The organism is Aquimarina algicola, assembly GCF_006443095.1.
Classification (GTDB): Bacteria; Bacteroidota; Bacteroidia; order Flavobacteriales; family Flavobacteriaceae; genus Aquimarina; species Aquimarina algicola.
This window is the reverse complement of record NZ_VFWZ01000003.1, coordinates 476,577-497,817: the sequence shown is the minus strand read 5'-3', so window position 1 is coordinate 497,817 and position 21,241 is coordinate 476,577. Positions and strand designations below refer to the sequence as shown.

Here is a 21,241-nt window from a genome sequence, read left to right as displayed (position 1 = left end):
ATTTAAAGGTAAAAAAAATCCCACAAAACGTGGGATGTCTACATAACTAGATTTTCATGTATATAGTGTGTGTTATATACTAAGTTTTATGTGTAGTTCTTTAAGTTGTTCTTGATCTATTGTTGCAGGAGCATCGATCATTACATCTCTACCACTATTATTTTTTGGAAAAGCAATAAAATCTCTAATGGTTTCCTGTCCTCCCAAAATAGATACCAGTCTATCAAATCCAAAAGCAATACCACCATGAGGGGGGGCGCCATATTGAAAAGCATCCATCAAGAATCCAAATTGTGCCTTTGCTTCTTCTGGTGTAAATCCAAGATGATCAAACATTAGTGCTTGAGTCTCTTTATCATGGATACGAATTGAACCTCCACCGATTTCATTACCATTTAAAACTAAGTCATACGCATTTGCCCTTACTTTACCTGGATCAGTATCCAAAAGTGTAATATCTTCTGGTTTTGGAGAAGTAAAAGGATGATGCATAGCATGATATCTTTGTGTATCTTCATCCCATTCTAGCAAAGGAAAATCAACAACCCATAATGGAGCAAATTCCTCTGGGTTTCTTAATTCTAAACGCTCTGCGAGTTCCATACGCAATGCACTCAACTGCGCTCTTACTTTATTTGTTTCACCCGATAATACACAAATCAGATCTCCTGGTTGTGCACCTGTAGTTTCTGCCCATTTTGCAAGGTCTTCTTGATCATAAAACTTATCTACAGAAGATTTGTATGTGCCATCTTCATTACATTTTACATAAACCATACCCAGAGCTCCTACTTGAGGACGCTTTACCCAGTCTATAAGTTTATCAATTTCTTTTCTGGTGTAAGAAGCTCCCCCAGGAACAGCTATACCAACAACAAGTTCTGCGGTATTGAATACATTGAAGTCTTTGTGCTTTGCTACAGCATTAAGTTCGCCAAATTTCATACCAAATCGTATGTCTGGTTTATCATTTCCGTAGGTTCTCATTGCTTCGTCGTATGTCATTCTAGGAAAATCCGATATATCTACTCCTTTGATTTCATGAATAAGATGACGAGTTAAGTTTTCAAAAATAGATAAGATATCTTCTTGCTCAACAAATGACATTTCACAATCGATCTGCGTAAACTCTGGTTGCCTATCTGCTCTAAGATCTTCATCTCTAAAACATTTTACAATTTGAAAATATTTATCCATACCTCCTACCATAAGCAATTGCTTGAATGTTTGTGGCGATTGCGGTAAAGCATAAAATTGACCTTCATTCATACGTGATGGTACTATAAAATCACGAGCTCCTTCTGGGGTAGATTTAATGAGATATGGTGTCTCGACTTCTATAAAACCTTCGTTGGATAAGTAGTTTCGAACGAGCATTCCTACTTTATGACGAAACATCAGGTTATTTTTTACAGGATTCCTCCTAATATCAAGATATCGATATTTCATTCGTATATCTTCGCCTCCATCAGTTTCATCTTCTATAGTAAAAGGAGGAACGATAGCATCATTGAGAATGTTAAGGTCTGTGACTAGTATTTCGATATCCCCAGTTGGGATATTTTTATTTTTAGACTCTCGTTCGATTACTGTTCCTTTGATTTGTATTACAAATTCTCGTCCTAGTGTTTTAGCTTTTTCTACAACAGCTACAGGAGTTCGTTCTTCATCAAATATTAATTGAGTGATCCCATATCGATCTCTGAGATCTACCCATATCATAAATCCTTTATTACGTATTTTTTGCACCCATCCTGAAAGGGTGACTTCTTTATTAATGTCTGAGGGGCGTAACTCGCCACAAGAATGACTTCTGTACATAGCTTTATATTAAGGCTGCAAAAATAAGAAGATTTATTCATTAAGTTAATTGTAGGAAGTTGATAGTTTTTTTATTTGTCGATATAGAGTAAACTTTACTTATATTTTCCCATTAATAATGATTGTTATTAACAAAGCTTAGGGATCAATTTCTTTATTATTGCTCTATTTTTTAAAATTGCGAATAATTCGCAAATAGCCATTATTTGTAGTGGTGTTTGTATGTTTTATTTTATTTTATTGCAAACAATTGTTAGTTTTAACATTAATATATCGATATCTTTTAATAGATTTAACGGAACATTATAAACAGATCATTATGAAGAAAACAACTCAATGGGGCAAAACGGGGGTTTTGCTATTATTATTTTTAATTCCTACAATTTTGCTTTCGCAAGAGACCATTACAGGGAAAGTGGTCATTGAGGGCAGTGGAGAGCCTGCTGCTTTTATGAATATTGTTGAAGAAGGTACGAATAACGGAACATCTAGTGATATCGATGGAAGTTTTAGTATTACAGTAAACTCCTTACCAGTAAGATTAAAGGTTTTTGCACTAGGTTTTGCTGAAAAAGTTATTCCGGTATCGTTGGCTGGGGATATTACTATACAAGTTAGTGAGTCTTCTGAAGCTTTGGATGAAGTAGTTGTAACAGGTTTAGCTACTTCGGTTAAAAGAGAGAATCTAGCTAATGCTGTTTCTACGGTATCTGCAGAAGAATTGGCAGAACTTACACCACCTCAAACATTAGATGGAGCACTTGCCGGTAAATTTGTAGGAGCGCAAATTACTCGTAGTTCTGGTGCACCGGGAGGGGGTATTTCTGTTAGACTAAGAGGGGTAACTTCTGTAAATGGTAATTCTCAACCTCTATACATTGTTGATGGGGTGTATGTTAATAATAATAGTATTTCTGGAGCTGGTTTAAATGCTGTTTCTGGAGCTGCCGCTGGAGGTAACGCTTCTAATCAAGATAACCCTTCAAATAGGATTGCAGATATTAACCCAGATGATATAGAAAGTGTTGAAATTCTAAAAGGAGCGTCTGCTGCTGCAATTTATGGTGCAAGAGCTGCTGCTGGGGTTATTATAATTAAAACCAAAACAGGTAAACAAGGTAGAACCAAAATTTCTTTTAATCAAGATGTAGGGTTCAATACAATACTCAATTCTAGAGGACAAAGAACCTATACAGAAGATAGGGTTTTTGATTTCTTTTTCAACCCTAATCCTGGAGACCCAATTGCCGAACAAAGATCGAGAGATGCTGCAAATGATCAAGTTGCTCTTTTTAGAGCTGCTCGAGATTCGGGTAGACTTATAGATTATGAAGATGAAATTTTTGGAGAAGAAGGGTTTATCTCTAATACTAATGTTAGTATCTCTGGGGGATCAGAAAATACACAATATTATGCGGCTTTTTCTAATAATGCTGAAGATGGGATTGTCAAAAATACAGGGTATACCAGAAAATCTATACGATTTAACTTGAATCATACTTTTTTTAAGGATAAAATACGATTGTCTTTGAATACAAATTATGTAGACTCAAAAGCTGATAGAGGGTTCTTTAATAATGATAATTCAGGAACCACAATTGGAGTATCTTTAACATCTACGCTTCCTTATAGAGATCTTTTTCCAAATGAATTAGGAGTATATCCGGATAATCCAGATGCAGCTTCTAATCCTTTGCAGACAAGAGACCTTATCACAAACAGAGAAGATGTTGATCGATTTATTATTGGAGGAAACCTAGATATAAAACTTTTTGAAAATGATAAATCTAATTTAAAACTGATCTTAAGTGGAGGGGTAGATTATTATCAATTAACAACAAATGCTCTTTTTCCAAAGATTTTACAATTCCAAAAGGTTACAAATGGTGGTTTAAATGGATTGGTTGCTGTAGGAGATACAGAAAATAAAGATGCGAATTATTCTGGATTTTTGGTACATAATTATAAAACAGATAGTGATATTAATTTTACAACACAGGCCGGGGCAACCAAATTGACTTTTGAAAGAAATACAGTGAATACTGTTGCTTCTGATCTAATTGCTTTTGAAGATAATTTGGATCAAGCTGCGAATGTTGGAGTAAATCAATTTAGACAAGAACAAGAAGATGTTGGTTTCTTTGTTCAGGAAGAAGTGAATTACCAAGGTAAAATTATCGGTACACTAGGGATTCGTGGTGATAAGTCTAGTAACAATGGAGATGCAAATGAGTTTTTCTATTATCCAAAAGCTTCTTTAGCAGTTAATTTACAAAACTTTGGACTTTGGGAATCTGAAAACCTTAATCAGTTAAAAATAAGAGGAGCTTATGGAGAAGCAGGTAATTTTGCGCCTAATGGAGCTTTATTTACTACCTACACTAATTCATTAATCGATGGTGTTGCTGGTATCGTGGTTCCTCCAACTTTGGGAGACCCAAATATAGAGCCTGAAAGACAAAAAGAATTAGAACTAGGATTAGATGCTAGCTTTTTAAAGCGAAGAGTTAATCTTGAATTCACATATTATATCAAAAGTGTAGATGATCTTATTTTACAAGCAAATGTAGAACCATCATCAGGATTCACTACAGAGTTTGCAAATGCGGGAGATCTTGAAAACAAAGGTGTAGAAGTAACTTTAAATGCAAATGTTTTTCAAGGAGAAGATTTTGAATGGAATACAGGAGTGTTATTTTTTAAGAATAAATCAGAAGTTACACAGTTAGATGTAGCACCTTTTAATTTAGGAAGTTTTGGTACAGGTCTAGGTACGTTTAGAATTGAAGAAGGTAAAAGTGTAACTCAAATTGTTGGGAATAATGCAGATGGAGATTTAGTAGTTTTAGGAGACGCAGAGCCTGATTTTCAAATGACATTTACCAATAACTTTAGATACAAAGATTTTACATTATCTTTTTTATGGCACTGGAAAGAAGGTGGAGATAATATCAACTTAACAAATCTGCTTACTGATTTTGGTGGAACTAGTCCGGATTTTGATGATATCGACCTTGACCCGGCAGGAGTAACACCAAATGGACCGTTTAGAGTAGGAGCTTTTTCATCAGGAAATGCAACACCTTTTACAGAAGATGCATCTTATCTGAGATTAAGAGAGATAGGGCTATATTATACATTACCAACAAAATTTTTGGATAGCGCCTTTAAAGGAAATGTATCTAGAGTGAAGATAGGTTTTTCAGGGAATAACTTGATTAATATTTTCGATTATAATAGTTACGATCCCGAGGTATCAAATTTTGGATCAGGAGGTTTATCTACAGGAGTAGAAGTAACACCATTTCCATCATCAAAAAGGGTATTGTTTCACCTAGCAGTTGACTTTTAATTAAAACATAAGAAAATGAAGATATATAAAATATTATTAGGATATATATGTGTAGCAATGCTTATTATATCTTGTGATGTAGAAGACGGGCAGGATTTAAATGGACCAAGCACAGAATCAATATCGAGTGATTTAAGCAGGGGAGAATTGAGAGATGCTATGTTTGGGGTTTTTGCAGATATGAGAACACAATTAGGTACTCAAATCGATGCTCAAGCGGTAGCAGGAAGAGAATATTGGCGTTTTCAAAGTTCTGATCCCAGATGGACAGCTGATTTATTGACAGGGACTTTGGATAATAATACATTTTATACAACAAATCCTTATGCAGCTCGCTATGCTAGCATCAAAAATGTAAATTTGATTTTAGAAGGTCTAGAAAATTCAACAGAAACGTTTACTGATGAAGAGAAAGCAGGAATACGTGGTGTTTTAAATACAATTAAAGCACATGAATTACTTATGGTACTTAATTTACAATTTCTTAACGGGATTAGAATCGATGTTGCAGATGAAGAAAATTTAGGACCATTTGTAAGTTATGAACAGGCATTAACGGATATTTTCACTATGTTGACTGATGCTGCTACTGATTTATCTAATTCAGGAGATTCATTACCATTTGGCATTCCTTCTGGTTTTAATGACTTATCAACCGAAGGCGATGGGGGAGTATCTGGGTTTATCGCATTTACTAATGCTCTTGCGGCAAGAGTAGAAGCGTATAGAGGAAACTATCCCTCAGTATTAGAGCTGCTTGATGATTCTTTTATGGAAATGAGTGGAGGTAATTTATCAAAAGGTGTTTACTTCACATTTGCTTTAACTGGTGCAGACGTTCCAAACCCATTATTTTTTGCCAAAAATTCAACAGGAGCTAATGCCCGAATTGCGCATCCTACATTTATTGACGACGCAGAAGCAGGAGATACTAGATTAAACAAAGTTGTTTTTAGAGAGGCAGAAAACTCAGCAGGAGTTGTAGAACCAAACCCTCTTACACAATCAAACCTTACGGGTACACATGATGTGTTTATTTATGAATCTAATACTTCGCCTGTTGCTATTATAAGAAATGAAGAGTTAATATTATTGGCCGCAGAAGCAAACCATATTACAAATCCTACTGCTGCCGTAGATGCAATAAATATTATAAGAAATGCAGCGGGACTTGGAGATTATGCTGGAGGTACGAGTCAAGCTGAATTAGTGACAGAAATTCTAAGACAAAGAAGATATTCTTTATATGCAGAAGGGGGACATCGTTGGATTGATCTTAGAAGATTTGATCGTCTTGATGAATTAAGACCTTTAGATCGAGATGGAGATGATATTTTTGAGCAATTCCCTACGCCGGAAAATGAAAACCGATAAGATTGACTTAAAACTTTTATAAAGAAAAAACCACTATATTATCATAGTGGTTTTTTATTGCTTAAAACCGCATATAATACTCAAATTTGACTCTTTATATCGTTTTTGAATTCTAATTTCAAAAATTAAAACCGGTAGTATTCTGTATATCAAAAACCAGTAAAGTTTAGTATTCGTTTTAGTGACTAATAATTTTAAAATTGGGTACAGTAATCATCTATTCTTTATATAAATATGTAGCTGAATAATCTTCCTAAAAACGTTATTTAAGAATTTTATAATGAGGAGTTTACCGATTTATTAGAACGTTGATTACCTTATTCTTGTTACAATTTTATGGAGTGTAGTAATCAATAGAACTTTCTTTTTTTATGCTGAATTTGGAATAAAAACTTTATTCTGATAATAGAAACTGTATGGGTCGACCTAAAGAATTTTAATAAGTTAATATATTTTAGCATTTTATTAACATTTTGCCAAAATAATATTATGATAACAAATAAGGCTAAACTATTTTTTGTATTGTCGGTAACCTTTATGATTAATTTTATAATTATCTCCTGTAACGGTGATGACGATTTTATAGACACTGATCAAATAGAAGGTGCTGAAACCGAGAGTAGTCAAACAGAAAGTAATCAAAAAGTGATAAAAAGTTTTGATATTGCAGATGTAACCGGAACTATCGATGAATCTACAAAAACAATTACACTTATCATTAATGAAAATGATTTAACATCTTTAACACCAAATATTCAGGTTTCTCCTAATGCCACTATAAGTCCTGCTTCAGGAGTTGTTCAAGATTTTACAAAGCCTGTAACTTATATAGTAACTGCAGAAAATGGCTCGACAGTTAACTATCAAATAACGGTTAAAAAGACTAAAACTAATGATGCGTCTATAACCGGTTTTACTATTTCTGGTATAGATGGAACTATTGATGAACTTACCGAAACAATTACATTATCCATAGATGTTGTTAATTTGGCATCTTTAGTACCAAATATCAAAATTTCGACAAATGCTACCATAAGCCCTGCTTCTGGAGTTATGCAAGATTTTACGAGCCCTGTAACTTATAAAGTGACTGCAGAAAATGGTCTAGTAAAAGAATATGTTGTTACTGTAACTTCAAATAGTGAACCTGCCGAATCAAAATTAGTTAATTATAATTATCAGATCGCTCATTGTGTGGGAGCTAAAGAATCTACTGCCTGGATAGGAGAATCAATAGTAATTATGATAGAAGGAGAAACATCTTCGGATAGAAATGCTCAGATTATGAATAGAGCAATAGATTTATTGCAACAAGTTGATGATAAATATCAAGAATTTACAGGTTTAAGAAACCTGAGAAAAGCATCAGAACATGAAGGGAAAACAGTGATTGAAATTGTAAAAGACAATTGCGGCTCGGGAGGATTGGCATCTCACGGTGTACTTGGAATGTCTACAGGAGTCTCCTTTTTTGATAATTTGTACAATAATATTGCAATGGGATCTAATGCTATCCCTCAAGTATTTTTGTATGAAATCAATAGAAATTACTGGTTGCCTAAGTTTAATAAAAAAATTGATTGGGCGATGAATGAAGAGCCCGCGAATTACGGTTGGTGGACAGTGGGTATGAATAATGCTCAGGCTGTGATATTAACCGCTTCTATAAATACGGAACTAGATTATTTTGGACAAAACAGGGATGGTTTTCGAAACAGAATGGTTCAAAATTTTACTACCTATTTAAACTCTTCGTCTTATGATTTTGATTATGGATGGAAACAAAGTTTAATGCCTTGGAATAGTACGGAATCAATCAATGATTTGATGAGTGGACTCTTGATTTATTCCTACGAAAATTTTGGAGGAGATCTCTGGATGAAAAACTTTTATAAATACATCAAAGATTCTTCTATACCTAATCGCTCTGGGGTATTTGCTTATCAAGAATGTAGAGATAATGTTTATAAAATTTGGAGTCTTTCTGCAGAACGTGACCTGATCGATTTTTTTGAGAATGATATGAAATGGGAAATTAGTGATGCAGCTAAGAATGATATTAAAAATAGCTTGTAGATAAAGCTTGAGGTTTATAAAAAATCGAATTTTCAGACAAAAAGAGTCACTTTTGATAGTGGCTCTTTTTTTGAAATGTTTTTATTTCAAAGAAAATTTATCAAATAGAGGTGTTAGTCTTTAATATGATTAATTAGACCTTTGAAAAACATTCATAAAAGAAATGAATTCGTCTTTTTTCTGCCGAGAAATAGAAAAAGTAACGCCATTATCCATTTGTATATAATTTCCCTCCTTGTTAATATATTTTTTTACATGAGTAATATTAATAAGATAAGAACGATGAGGTCTGAAAAAAGTAGAGGTTTTACGCAATAGATTTTCAAAATGTTTTAAGGGTTTACTGATCAAGATGTCCTCATCATTCAAAATATAAACTTTGGTATACATCCCATCTGCTTCAAAACATATGATGTCATTTAGCTCTAGAAACCGAACTCCATCGCTTACAGGGAGTGCTATTTTATGATAAGAAGAAGGATTAGAAAGTACATGGGATAACCCAAGTAATCTTTCATAAGTTTGATTTTTTTCTAAAAGTATTGTAGCTTTTTGAACAGCTTCTTGGACTTGTTTCCAATGTATTGGTTTTAAAAGATAATCTACTGCTGATAATTGAAAAGCTTCTATTGCATATTTGCTATACGCAGTTGTAAAAACAATCTCAAAGTTGAAGTCTTTTCTGTCTACAAACTCTAAAATTTTGAGACCGGAGTATTTAGGCATTTCAATATCCAAAAATACAATACCGGGATTGTATTGCTTGATTAGCGAAACTCCTTCTAGAAGATCTTTTGCTTCATAAACCTCTGTAATTTCCAGGCAACATTCTTTTAGTATAGTATTCAATAAAGCTCTGGCTTTGTTTTCATCATCAATAATAAGTGCTTCGATTTTCATGATTCTTAATAATTGGAATTCGTATTATAACTTCTGTACCTATTGCAATGGTATTCTTTTTCAAATCAATGATTTGTACTCCTACTCTGCGGTTTTGCCTTGTTTTTAAAAGCTCTAATCTTGTTTTTCCTGCTTCAGTAGCAAAAGAGTTATGTCGTGAATTGGCATGGTTGATTTGCATAGAAGCTTCTCTACCAATACCATTATCTCTGATTTTACAAATTATGTTATTGTCTATATATTTAGAAAAAGAAAAGGATATTTCTAATTTTTTAATTCCTTCTTTATGCAAAAAACCATGTTTGATAGCATTTTCAACATAAGGTTGAATGAGTAGGGGAGGAATTTGACAAATCATGATTGAGGGATCATCTTCTACTTCTATATCATATTCTATCTCGTCATTAAATCTGGCATTTTCAAGTTCTAAATATAATTGCAAGGTTTCTATCTCTTCTTCCAAATTTATCATGTTACGTTTGCTATATTCGAGATAGATACGCACAAGGTCTGCAAATTTTGAAAGATAGTCTGATGCTTTATATTTTTGATTATTTAATATAAACTCTTGAATAGAATTAAGTGCATTAAATAAAAAATGAGGATTCATTTGCGATTGTAATGCGGTAAGTTTAGAGTTTATGAGTTCTAATTCGGTATCCTTTTTTTGTTGCTCTAATAGGTCTCTATATTTTATTTTTTTAATTCGAATAGTGAAATAAATTAATAATAAGGGAGTTGCCGCAATTGCAATCAAAACATAGAACCACCAGGTGACCCAATATGGAGGAAGAATTTTGAAAGTGACTTTTTGTGCTTCGACACTTTCAATACCATCATGATTCACTGCTTTTGCTTCAAAAATATATTGACCCGGAGGAAACGAAGAATATTGTACTTGTTGGCTAGTAGTTGTAATCCAATCAATATCGGATCCTTTTAATCGGTATTTAAATTTTTTTGTTACACTTGGGTTTAAAAAAGAAGTAGAGTTAAAACTAATGTTTACATTAGTATCATATGGTAACGTATAGCTATTTTTGAGAATAGTATCTCTTTGATTGATTTTAATTTGATCTATTGCAATTAAAGGAGAAATTTGATTGTTAAAATTTTGTTCAGTATTAATTTGGATTAAACCTTTGAGAGTGGCAAGAAATAGTTTGTCTTTTATGACTTGCATATCTAAAATATCTAAAGCTTGTAACCCATCACTACGATCGATAGTTGTAATCTCTGTAACTACTCTGTTTTTTGAATCTCTTTTTAAAAATTGTAGTGCTTTGTCTGTAGAAACCCAAACATGATTTCCATCTGTTTCTATTTGTCTAATCTTTATACAGGATAATCCATTATTATTGTCATAGTGCTCTACTATTTCATCATTTTTAATCCCCAGAAGACCATATTTATGAGTGGAAACCCATATCGTACCGTCATCTGTTTCTTTAATGTTTTTGGTGAAAATAGGTTGGTTATTATATAGTATTTTCTTTTCATTATACTTTTTGTCATAAACAAATAATCCGTCTATATAGCCTATGTATATTTTGTGCTCTTTTTTGTTGTAGTGATTGACGTACGATCTTTTTTTTCGAAATATTTTTTCATAATCTATAATGTCTGAATTTGATCCTTTATGTTCAATAAAATTATTTCTTTTAATGCCAGAGCCTTTTATTGATGAAAACAGTATTAAATCATTAGAGAGAATTTTATAATCTTTCCACCCTATTTCACTAATTAATCTTTCTTTTCCTTCTATTGTATATAAATTATTACCATGCCCAAGTGATACTAGCATGTTGTAATCTTTTTCATATTCTAGTTTAGTGATTTCAGCGACGTGTTTTGAGAATTTTGTAAAAGGGTAAACACTATCTTTTTGTATGTCTATTTTTCCAAACCCTTTATGATCAATAGAGTAATATAGATTGCTTGCACTGTCTTTGGTCAATGACCTAATCTCATTAGTTGCAATTCTCGAATTTTGAGTAGTGTATGATATAATATCTAGATTTGGTATTATATAGATACCGTTTTTGATTGTAGAAAACCAATAATGTCCAGAATAATCTTGGATCACTCTGGATACAAACTTGTTAGGGAACAAATGCTTGAAACCAATTGCTTCATTACCCTTCCACTTAAATCGAATTGCACCAATATTAGTACTTAACCAAATAAAACCTTTATTGTCTTCTTTGATATCAACGATTCGATTTGGTTGTAAATGTTTGGGGAATTTGATTTCGAAATATCTTTGACTTTTTTGATCCCAATAATATAATTTTTTATTAAACGTATAATGACCAGATGTTAAAAACGTATGATTTGTGGTTTTGAATAGTCTAGAATATAAAAAAGGAATATCGACTGTTTCTCTAGTTCTATCTCTAGAAAGAATAGTAAAAACTTTTGATTTTTCTCCTTTTCTATACCATAATTGATCTTTTATTTTTTTAAGACTAAAAGTTTGACAGTCTTTATTATCGCAGTTCCCTGATCTTAAAAAGTCAATTTTGCGAGTATTAATATTGATTTGAAATAGTTCTTTGTTCGAATTAATATAAAGGTGATCATCAAAGATTGCAAACTCATGTACGCGTTCTGCAGTTGTATAGTGGCTAATATCTATAAAGGTATTGAGGGTATCATTCTCTACATAAAATATTTGCCCTGCCAGATTATTACACCAAATCCTTTGTTGTTTATCTTCAAATAAGCCAAATACAGATAATCCTGTATTATCTGAGTTTGTATAACTTCTGAATGTTTTTCCATCATAACGAAATAATCCATTATTTGCAGCCAACCACAAAAAACCATTACTGTCGAGTAACATATCATAAAACTCAAAGTCTGGTAGTCCATCTTTTTCAGTTAAATGATAAAAACATGGATGCTGAGAATAAAGTAAAGAAGTAAAAAATAATAATAGTGATAAAACTTTATTCATGGCAAAAGCATAGCCTATAAAAATACAATTATCTCAATAATATAGATTAATTTGTTTCTGAAAATACACTCTCAATTTCTGAATATTGTTTATGACTATATGAAGCTACATTATTCTTTTGATTTTATAAAACTTAAAATGTTCTGAGAAATCCAAATATTTTTAAAAAATGTAATGATAATAAAAAAACGCCATACTTGAAGTATGACGTTTTTAGATCAATTTTTCAAAAATGATTAAGCTGTTGCAGTTTTAGTTGATGCTATAGGTACTTCTACAACTTTCTTTTTACTGAATCTAACTTTTACTCTGTTTACAATATAAAATAAACAAGGTACTATAATTAGCGTTAAGAAAGTGGCGATAACTAATCCGTAGATTACTGCCCAAGCTAATGGACCCCAGAAAATTACGTTATCTCCACCAAGGTATATTTTTGGATTACCAGTACTGAATAATGAAAAGAAATCAACATTAAAACCAATAGCTAGGGGTATCAATCCTAATACTGTTGTGATTGCAGTCAATAATACAGGTCTTAGACGAGCTTTACCACCTTTAATAATAAGTTGCATAACTTCTTCATTTGGTAATAGATCTTTTTCAGGAACATTAAGCTCTACCTTTTTTCTATCGATTAACAATTGTGTGTAATCCAGTAAAACTACTCCATTATTTACTACAATCCCTGCTAATGATATGATTCCCATCATTGTCATCATGATAACAAAAGGTGCTCCTGTAATCAAAATACCACCAAATACACCAATAAAACTTAAGAATATAGCAATCATGATGATTGTTGGTTTTGACACAGAACTAAACTGGAAGATCAAAATAAGCATTATCAATCCTAATCCTGAGAAAAAGGCTCCCATCAAAAATGACATTTGCTTGTTTTGTTCTTCGATCTGACCAGTATAATCAATTTTTACATTTCCGGGTAAATCAGGGAAACTTGCCATTTCGGTTTGTATCTGCGATACGATAGCTCCTGCATCTGTAAATCCGGGTTGAAGTCCTGAATATACAGTTACCACTCTTTTGGTGTCTTTATGTTTGATCGCACTAAAAGATGAGGTGTTTTTTTGTGAAGCAACTGCAGAAACAGGAATTTCTTTCAACCTTCCGGTTGCTTGATCTCTAAATGTGATATTCTGATTGAATAAAGCACTTGTATTATAGCGGTTATCTTCATTGAATCTAACATAAATGTCATAATCTTCACCATCTTTTTTATACACACCAGCTTTTTCTCCAAAGATAGAGCGACGTAATTGGTTACCGACTTGCCCTGCTGCAACGCCTAATTCACCAGCTTTTTCTCTGTCTACCACTACTTGCATGGCCGGTTTTCCTTTATTAACATCAATCTTAAGTTCTTCAATCCCAGGAATGTTCTTTTCGTTAATAAAGTTTCGCATCTGTTCTGCGATATTAATTAACTCATCATAGTTTGGTCCTTCTATTTCTATGTTAATAGGGTATCCGGCAGGAGGTCCAACGGCATCTTTTTCTACAGAAATTGCAACTCCAGGATAAATTCCTTTAAGAGCTTCTTGAACTTTACTTCGTAATATTTCAGAATCTTTACCTTGTCTAAATTTAAATTCTCTCATCGTAGCAGTAATTTTTGCACGATGTGGCATTTCTGCATTACTACCACCATCTGTTTGTGGATTACCTGCTCCTTCACCTACTTGCGATACCGCAGATTCTACCAAGAAATTATAGCTTTGTCCTTCTATATACTCTTTGTCGTTTACAACGGCATATACACGTTGCTCAATTTCTTTTGTGATAGCATTGGTTTTATCAATATCTGTACCTTGTGGATATTCAATGTATACGATGATTTGGTTAGGCTTATTATCAGGAAAAAACTCAACTTTAGTTCTTTGACTACCTACTGATTGACCAAACATGGCAAATACCACAAATAGTAAAATAAAGGTTCCGATCACGAATCCATAAGAGCGCCAACCTTTTAAAGCAAAGGTCAAAAAGAGCTGATACTTGTTTTCAAGCCATGTTAATATTCTTCTTTGGAAAAAATTAGCAGCACCTTTAAGCACATATCTATAGATCCAAAACATAATTGCAGTAACAATCATTAGGCTTCCGAGGGCTCGTACTTGACCACCGATAATTAAAATAAAAGTACCAATCCCACCTAGAATAATACTTAATCGGATAAGTTGCTTACGAGTTAATTTTTTCTCACCAATTTCCATGAATTGAGAAACCAGCATTGAATTGATAAAAATCGCAACAAAAAGAGAGGAACCTAACACTACAGATAAGGTTATTGGAAAGTAAATCATAAATTCTCCCATAACCCCCGGCCACATTCCTAATGGAATAAAGGCAGCAACTGTGGTAGCAGTAGAAATAATAATAGGATATGCAATTTCTCCGATACCTTTTTTGGCAGCTTCTATGCGAGACATTCCTTCTTCTTCCATCAATCTGAATACATTTTCTACCACTACAATACCATTATCTACTAGCATCCCTAGTCCCATGATCAATGCAAAAAGAATCATAGTATTCATTGTATATCCTAGAGCAGAAAGAATCATAAAGGACATAAACATCGACATTGGTATTGCAAAGCCTACAAATAGTGCATTTCTAAATCCTAAGAAAAACATAAGTACACCAACAACTAGAATGATACCAAAAATGATGTTATTTACAAGGTCACTTACTTGGTTGTTAGTTTTTTCAGATTGATCATTGGCTACAGAAATATCCAAGTCTTTAGGAAAAATATCTTCTTCTGCTTTTTCTAAAATTACATTGATTTTTTCTACAGCTTCGATCATGTTCTTACCAGAACGTTTCATAACGTCAAGCATCACAACATTATGACCAAATTCTCTTGCATAAGTAGTTTTGTCTTCTTCTTTAAAAGTTACTTTGGCAATATCTCTAAGATAGACAGCTCCATCTTGTGATTTTACCACAAAGTCGTCTAGTTGTCTGGGTTTGTCAATTTCTCCCAAAATTCGAATAGTACGCCTTTGTCCACTTGTAATCATATTACCTGCAGACATGGTCATATTACCATTTCGAATAGTGTTTATAACATCATCAAAGCTTACTTTGGCAGCCATCATTTTGTAGATATCTACAGCTACTTCTACTTCTTTTTCTTGTGCACCACGTATTTCAGCTTTTTTGATTTCAGGTAAATCTTCAATTTCATCTTCGAGATATTCTGCAAATTCTTTTAATTTCTCTACAGTATAATCCCCCGCGATATTAATGTTCATTATCGGTGTCTCTTCAGAGATACTTAGATCAAAAACATTCGGTTCTACTTTTGCTCCATTAAAAGTTGGCCAATCTTCATTCGCTTTTTCAGAATCTACTTCATCTTTAACCTTTTGTTTTGCTTCTGCCACTGTAAGTTCTTCTTCAAACTCTACAGTGATAATACCATAATCTTCTTGTGATGTAGATACAATCTCTACAACATTACTTACGTTTTTGAGCTTATCTTCTAATGGATCTATAATTAAACGTTCGATATCTTCAGCGGTATTACCGGGATACGGAACACTTACGTATATTTTTGTTTCATTGATTTCAGGAAAGTTTTCTCTCGGCATAGCAAAATATGCAGATAGTCCTAAAAACAAGAATATGGCAATCATTACATAAATGGTAGTTGGGTTGTCTATTGCCCACGAGGATAATTTAAACTCCTTATCTACCTTTTTCTTATTAACTTCCATAGTTGTTAATTTAAAATTTTAACTTTTTGGCCATCTTTTACGCTTCTGGCACCTTCGCTAATAATGGCATCGCCATTAGTTAATCCATCTAGGACTTCGATATAATCTCCTTGTGTTTTTCCGGTCTTTACAATTACTCTTTTAGCTTCTGCGATACTCTGACTATCTTGATCAGAAGTTACATATGTATATTGATCACCTTCAGCATTTTCAGAAATAATACTTTGTGGTATTAATATTGCTTTTTCGTTTGTGTAATCATTGATCTTCACTTTTGCTGTCAAATTAGGTTTGATTACACCATCGTTGGATGGGATAGCAACTTCGACCATAAAAGATCTGTTGTTAGGATTAATGTAGTTTCCTACTTGTCTAACTTTTGTTTGTACAGTTTTTCCTAAAACAGGGAAATACACTTCTACATTTTTGCCTTTAGTAATATTGGCAATGTAGCGTTCGGGCACCTCTGTTTCTATATACATATCATTAAGATTGACGATACGGATGATCTCATTTTGACCAGCGTTTACAACATTACCTTGTTCAGTAATAATGTCATCTATTACTCCAGAGAAAGGGGCGTTTATAGTTGTTTTTGCCAACTGACGTTTAATCTGGTTTACTGCGTTTTGTTGTGCTTCAAAATTAGTTTTTGCTTCCAAATATTGAATTTCAGAACCGATTTTTTGTTCCCATAATCTTTTTTGGCGGTCGAATGTAGTTTTTGCTAATTGCATTTGTACTTCGATTTGAGAAAGTTGTTGGCTTAATCCCCCATCATCTATTCTTGCCAATAATTGACCTCTAGATACTTTTTGTCCTTTTTTTACATAAACTCTAGTCAAAATCCCACTTATTTCGGGAAAAAGTACTATGTTTTGCTTGGTTTCTACATTTCCTTGTAGCTCAAGATAATGATTGAAAATTGTGTCTTTTGCTACTATAGTTGTCACTAAAGGAAGTTTTTTTACGGTATCCAAAGCAGCAATAGCTTCATCAATTTGTTTTAATTGACCTGCTATAGTTTGTTGTTTTTCTACGACTTCTGTTCTTTTTGCTCGTAAAGCTTTAAGATCGCCTTTCTCTATTACTTTTTCAATAGAGGCTGTACCATCATTACCACATGATATGATAAATACTGAAATGAATATTGCGATAAATATCTTTTTCATAATAGGGTTAATTATTGTTGTTTGGTGTATTTAAAATATTTTCTAGCTCTGCTCTTTTGTTTATAATATCAAGCATAGCATTTAGAACTACATTTTGAGTGTTATATAATTGTAATTGTGCTTGTCTTAGTTCAAAACTAGTAGCAAGTCCCTCGGAATATTTGATTTGATTTTTGTTTTCAATTCGTTCTGCCAATGCAAGATTTTTCTTAGAGGTTTCATAAGATTCTATAGAAAATTTATAATCGCTCACAGCAGTCTCATACTGGAGTTGTATTTCTTGCTGAGCTCTTAAAAAATCAGTGTTAGATTGCTCGTTAGCAATTTTAGCTTGTTGTGTTCTTGCACTTCTTCTAAGAGAGCTAAAGATTGGGATATTAAGACTTGCTCCTAATATCGAAGATTGAAACCATCTGGTATCACTTTCGAAAAACACAAAGTCATCATCAAAGGCAGACGTACCATAATTTACAAAAGCTGTTAATCTTGGTAATGCACGGCTTCTTTCAAGTTTTAGTTCTAATCTTGTTTGTTCTGTAAGCAGATATGATAACCTGTAATCGATATTGTTTTCTAGAATAAAAGGTTTTGTAGTTACAGATTGATCCATATTTTTCATGGCTAGATTTTCTAGTTGATCAGACAATACTGTATTAGAATTTACATCAACGCCAATAGTAAGATTAAACATTTGGAGTGAAATCTTTTTTAATCGCTCAGCATTGCTAAGTTGATTTTTGATTTCTAATAATGTAATCTGTAATTGTTCTACATCTTCTTCTTCTGCGAGACCATTTTCAAAGATCTTTTTGGTTTCCAGATAGTTTTTTTCTAGAGTAGCTTCATTATTTTTAAGGATTTCTACATTTTCTTGTGAAACAAGTACACTACCATATGCATTAATAACACTTTTGCGAACTTCTAGTTTGGTTTTCTCTTCGAGATCGTCATTGTACTGTAAAAAGCTTTCTGCGGCTTCAATACCTACAAGATATGATCCGTCAAAAATAATCTGACTTAATGTTGCGGTTAGAGACGCTTGTTGTTTTACTCCAAAAATCACAGGTACAAATGTTCCGGGTTCTCCACCGGCTACTTCTCCGGGAATTAAGGTTACAGGTTGTTTTAGTTGGTTTTGATAATCAATGAGACCATCTATTTGAGGTAAACCATCTGCGGTAGCTTCCCATTTTCTTTTTAATGCCTTTGCGACATCGCGTCTTGCATTAATAGACTGATAACTGTTTTCTAATGCAAATTCTATTGCCTCGTCCAAGGTAAAAGAATATGAAGAGCTAACAGGCGATTGCTGCTGGGCTATTGCAAAATTGGTAAATAACCAACCAAGGCAAATTAGCCAAAAGTTGTTTTTCATGCTTGATTCTCTTTTATAAGATTGTTTAAAATTGTTCTTCCTTTTTCTGTTGTAATGCCACGTAGGTGATACTCAAGATATTGTTCCATAAGAGTAGACATTGTAAATTTTTGAAGAGGAAACATAGTAACGTCTTTTAGACCAGTCATATTAATAAAATATAATCTTGAGATGATTTCTATGTCAATATTCTCTCTAAAAATACCTTTTTCAATGCCTCGATTTAAGTTTTCGATAACACACTCTTGCATAACATCGAATTGTTTTATCTTGAGATCACTATGTATTTTGGGGTAATATTTCTGTAATTGATATTGGGGAGATGTTTTTTCATTTTTAAGATGTTGCATTACGATAGCTTTGATAGCATACAACTCTTCTATTGGGTCTAATTTTTTATCTAAGATTTCATCTATTCCTTCGCAGATGGAACAAAAAAGATGATCTGTTGTAGCTTCAACTAATTTTGTTTTATTTTGAAAATGTGCATAAATCGTTTTCTTTGAAATCCCTAACTCTGAAGCAAGGTCATCCATCGTTACACTTTTGAAACCCAAATTTAAAAACATGTCACTTGCCTTTTGAATAATTTCCTCTTTCATTATTGTGTTGAGCTTAATTTTTGCAGCAAATGTAAAGATGGAAACTTTAAAAACAGTAAAAGTTTCTAAAGTTTTACAATAATTTAACATTATCGCTATGGGTTAAGTGTTTTGCTTATATATAGGTCTTATATGGATATAGCATTTATCTATTCTTATTATTTAAAAAGTTTCAATTATTTTAGCGGAAAATAAACAGTATATAGTGTATAGTATTTCAGATTATCAGGGGTATTTTTTAAAATTTTTAGAACAAAAAAATAATATTAAAGAACCTAAAAACCTATATGAACCAATATCATATATTTTAAACTTAGGAGGAAAAAGATTAAGGCCTACTTTGGTGTTGTTAACAGCAGAAATTTTTGGAACTTCATATAAAAATGCTCTTGATGCAGCACTTGCAATAGAAGTTTTTCATAATTTTTCACTTATTCATGATGATATAATGGATGATGCTCCATTGAGAAGAGGTAAAGAAACCGTTCATGAGAAATGGGATATAAATACAGGGATTCTCTCGGGAGATGCAATGCTTATCAATGCCTACCAGCTTTTTGAGAACTATGAGGGTGATACTTTTAAAGAGCTTGCAATGTTGTTTACCAAAACAGCAATCGAGGTTTGCGAAGGGCAACAATACGATATTGATTTTGAAACTCGAGATGATGTTACCATTACAGAGTATATTAAAATGATAGAGTATAAAACTGCGGTCTTAGTTGGTGCAGCGATGCAAATGGGGGCAATTATAGCAGATGCAGACTCATCGTGTAAGTCTTCTATTTACAACTTTGGTCGATTACTTGGTCTTGCGTTTCAACTTCAAGATGATTACCTTGATGCATTTGGTGATCCTGAAACTTTTGGAAAACAATTGGGAGGTGATATTATTGAAAATAAAAAGACTTTTTTGTATTTGAAATCGCTTGAATTTGCTTCTGCAGAAGAACAAAAACAACTGAGAGGATTGTTTTCTCTTACTCCTGAAAATTCTGATGAAAAAATAGCAACAGTCAAATATTTGTTCGAAAAAACAGGTGCGAAAGAAGCAGCAAGATCCGCTATCGAAGAATATACTAATAAGGCCTTTGCCCTTTTGGATACTATTGATATTGCAGATAATAAGAAGCAAATTTTAAAGGTCTTTGGACAACAATTGATGAATAGAAATGTGTAGAATCTTTAATTCTTTTTTAAAACGAATATTATCTAATTTTTGACTAGTTTTAACAGATGAAGTTATATCATTTTCTTTTTGTTTTAGCTCTATTGGTTTTGAATATATCTTATTGTCAAGACGACTCAACAGATGCGTTGTATGGATCATATGATTTGTTTTTGGAATCTGTCAATAAAAAGGATACTCTAATTTCTACAACATATAAGACATATAAATGTTCTGAAAATCTAGAAGGAACCATATATTTTTATTATAAGAATGATACCATTAAACTTATTACGCATTCTTATAAACAAGGAAGATATGATAACTGGCATATAGAGAGATACTATTTGAAAAACAATACGTTACGAATAAAAACGACCTCTACCGAAATTATTCATTATAATACACAAAGTGTTCAAAGTTCGCAACGCCAATCATTCAGTGCGCAAAAAGTGTTAGAATTAGTAGAACATCGTATGGTATTTGATGAGAATTCTGTGGCGACTTGTAAAACCAGAAGCCATGGTGAAAAACTCTCTGAATGGGATCAGGCTTATTTTAATACATTACCTTTTGAAGAGGCCGATTGTGTAGAAGATCAAGATGATATTTTGTATAAATATAGATTACTTCGCAAAGCTGAAAAAAAATTAATTTCTGATAGAAAAAATCCCGGATGTATATTTCATTTATGGTAAT

12 protein-coding genes are annotated in these 21,241 nt (G+C 32.7%); 5 read left to right on the top strand and 7 right to left on the bottom strand.

Annotated features, from left to right (window positions below):
- Nucleotides 1-72: 72 nt before the first annotated feature.
- Nucleotides 73-1,821 carry an aspartate--tRNA ligase gene (gene aspS / locus FHK87_RS12990; protein ID WP_140593582.1) on the bottom strand — a complete coding sequence of 583 codons (1,749 nt, stop codon included), beginning with the start codon at nt 1,819-1,821 and terminating at the stop codon, nt 73-75.
- A gap of 319 nt (nt 1,822-2,140) precedes the next feature.
- Here aspS and FHK87_RS12985 point away from each other — a divergent pair, with 319 nt between their 5' ends.
- The 3 genes from FHK87_RS12985 (at nt 2,141) to FHK87_RS12975 (ending at nt 8,623) form a co-directional block, all read left to right on the top strand.
- Nucleotides 2,141-5,173 (top strand): SusC/RagA family TonB-linked outer membrane protein, encoded by a 3,033-nt coding sequence (locus tag FHK87_RS12985; RefSeq protein ID WP_140593579.1) that lies wholly within the window; start codon nt 2,141-2,143, stop codon nt 5,171-5,173.
- Between the two features lie 15 nt (nt 5,174-5,188).
- Nucleotides 5,189-6,547, top strand: coding sequence for a RagB/SusD family nutrient uptake outer membrane protein (locus tag FHK87_RS12980; RefSeq protein WP_140593577.1), 1,359 nt, complete (start codon nt 5,189-5,191; stop codon nt 6,545-6,547).
- Between the two features lie 489 nt (nt 6,548-7,036).
- The gene (locus FHK87_RS12975; RefSeq protein WP_140593575.1) at nt 7,037-8,623 is read left to right on the top strand and encodes a DUF5018 domain-containing protein; all 1,587 of its coding nucleotides are present in this window, start codon (nt 7,037-7,039) and stop codon (nt 8,621-8,623) included.
- Between the two features lie 129 nt (nt 8,624-8,752).
- Here FHK87_RS12975 and FHK87_RS12970 read toward each other — a convergent pair whose 3' ends face one another.
- The 6 genes from FHK87_RS12970 to FHK87_RS12945 form a co-directional block, all read right to left on the bottom strand.
- Nucleotides 8,753-9,523: a LytR/AlgR family response regulator transcription factor gene (locus FHK87_RS12970; RefSeq protein ID WP_226294226.1), complete on the bottom strand. Its 771-nt coding sequence runs from the start codon at nt 9,521-9,523 to the stop codon at nt 8,753-8,755.
- Complete coding sequence (locus FHK87_RS12965; protein WP_140593573.1) at nt 9,498-12,482, bottom strand: sensor histidine kinase; 2,985 nt, start codon at nt 12,480-12,482, stop codon at nt 9,498-9,500. The genes FHK87_RS12970 and FHK87_RS12965 overlap by 26 nt, the downstream gene beginning before the upstream one ends.
- A 236-nt stretch (nt 12,483-12,718) precedes the next feature.
- Nucleotides 12,719-16,225 carry an efflux RND transporter permease subunit gene (locus FHK87_RS12960; RefSeq protein ID WP_140593571.1) on the bottom strand — a complete coding sequence of 1,169 codons (3,507 nt, stop codon included), beginning with the start codon at nt 16,223-16,225 and terminating at the stop codon, nt 12,719-12,721.
- A gap of 5 nt (nt 16,226-16,230) precedes the next feature.
- Nucleotides 16,231-17,397, bottom strand: coding sequence for an efflux RND transporter periplasmic adaptor subunit (locus tag FHK87_RS12955; protein ID WP_140593568.1), 1,167 nt, complete (start codon nt 17,395-17,397; stop codon nt 16,231-16,233).
- A 7-nt stretch (nt 17,398-17,404) separates the two neighbouring features.
- Nucleotides 17,405-18,772, bottom strand: a complete 1,368-nt coding sequence (locus tag FHK87_RS12950) for a TolC family protein (RefSeq protein ID WP_140593565.1) — start codon at nt 18,770-18,772, stop codon at nt 17,405-17,407.
- Nucleotides 18,769-19,374 (bottom strand): TetR/AcrR family transcriptional regulator, encoded by a 606-nt coding sequence (locus FHK87_RS12945; RefSeq protein ID WP_140593563.1) that lies wholly within the window; start codon nt 19,372-19,374, stop codon nt 18,769-18,771. Before FHK87_RS12945 ends, FHK87_RS12950 begins: the two co-directional genes overlap by 4 nt.
- Nucleotides 19,375-19,579: 205 nt before the next feature.
- Between FHK87_RS12945 and FHK87_RS12940 the strand changes: the two genes are divergently transcribed.
- Both FHK87_RS12940 and FHK87_RS12935 read left to right on the top strand, forming a co-directional pair.
- Nucleotides 19,580-20,554, top strand: coding sequence for a polyprenyl synthetase family protein (locus FHK87_RS12940; protein ID WP_140593561.1), 975 nt, complete (start codon nt 19,580-19,582; stop codon nt 20,552-20,554).
- A gap of 56 nt (nt 20,555-20,610) precedes the next feature.
- Nucleotides 20,611-21,240: a hypothetical protein gene (locus FHK87_RS12935; protein WP_140593559.1), complete on the top strand. Its 630-nt coding sequence runs from the start codon at nt 20,611-20,613 to the stop codon at nt 21,238-21,240.
- Nucleotide 21,241 lies beyond the last annotated feature (1 nt).

Excerpts from the sequence above, each read along its gene's own strand:
- FHK87_RS12950 (WP_140593565.1), bottom strand. The coding sequence starts at position 18,772 with ATGAAAAACAACTTTTGGCTAATTTGCCTTGGTTGGTTATTTACCAAT.
- FHK87_RS12960 (WP_140593571.1), bottom strand. The coding sequence starts at position 16,225 with ATGGAAGTTAATAAGAAAAAGGTAGATAAGGAGTTTAAATTATCCTCG.
- FHK87_RS12965 (WP_140593573.1), bottom strand. The coding sequence starts at position 12,482 with ATGAATAAAGTTTTATCACTATTATTATTTTTTACTTCTTTACTTTAT.
- FHK87_RS12935 (WP_140593559.1), top strand. The coding sequence starts at position 20,611 with ATGAAGTTATATCATTTTCTTTTTGTTTTAGCTCTATTGGTTTTGAAT.
- FHK87_RS12980 (WP_140593577.1), top strand. The coding sequence starts at position 5,189 with ATGAAGATATATAAAATATTATTAGGATATATATGTGTAGCAATGCTT.
- FHK87_RS12945 (WP_140593563.1), bottom strand. The coding sequence starts at position 19,374 with ATGAAAGAGGAAATTATTCAAAAGGCAAGTGACATGTTTTTAAATTTG.
- aspS (WP_140593582.1), bottom strand. The coding sequence starts at position 1,821 with ATGTACAGAAGTCATTCTTGTGGCGAGTTACGCCCCTCAGACATTAAT.
- FHK87_RS12985 (WP_140593579.1), top strand. The coding sequence starts at position 2,141 with ATGAAGAAAACAACTCAATGGGGCAAAACGGGGGTTTTGCTATTATTA.
- FHK87_RS12955 (WP_140593568.1), bottom strand. The coding sequence starts at position 17,397 with ATGAAAAAGATATTTATCGCAATATTCATTTCAGTATTTATCATATCA.
- FHK87_RS12975 (WP_140593575.1), top strand. The coding sequence starts at position 7,037 with ATGATAACAAATAAGGCTAAACTATTTTTTGTATTGTCGGTAACCTTT.
- FHK87_RS12970 (WP_226294226.1), bottom strand. The coding sequence starts at position 9,523 with ATGAAAATCGAAGCACTTATTATTGATGATGAAAACAAAGCCAGAGCT.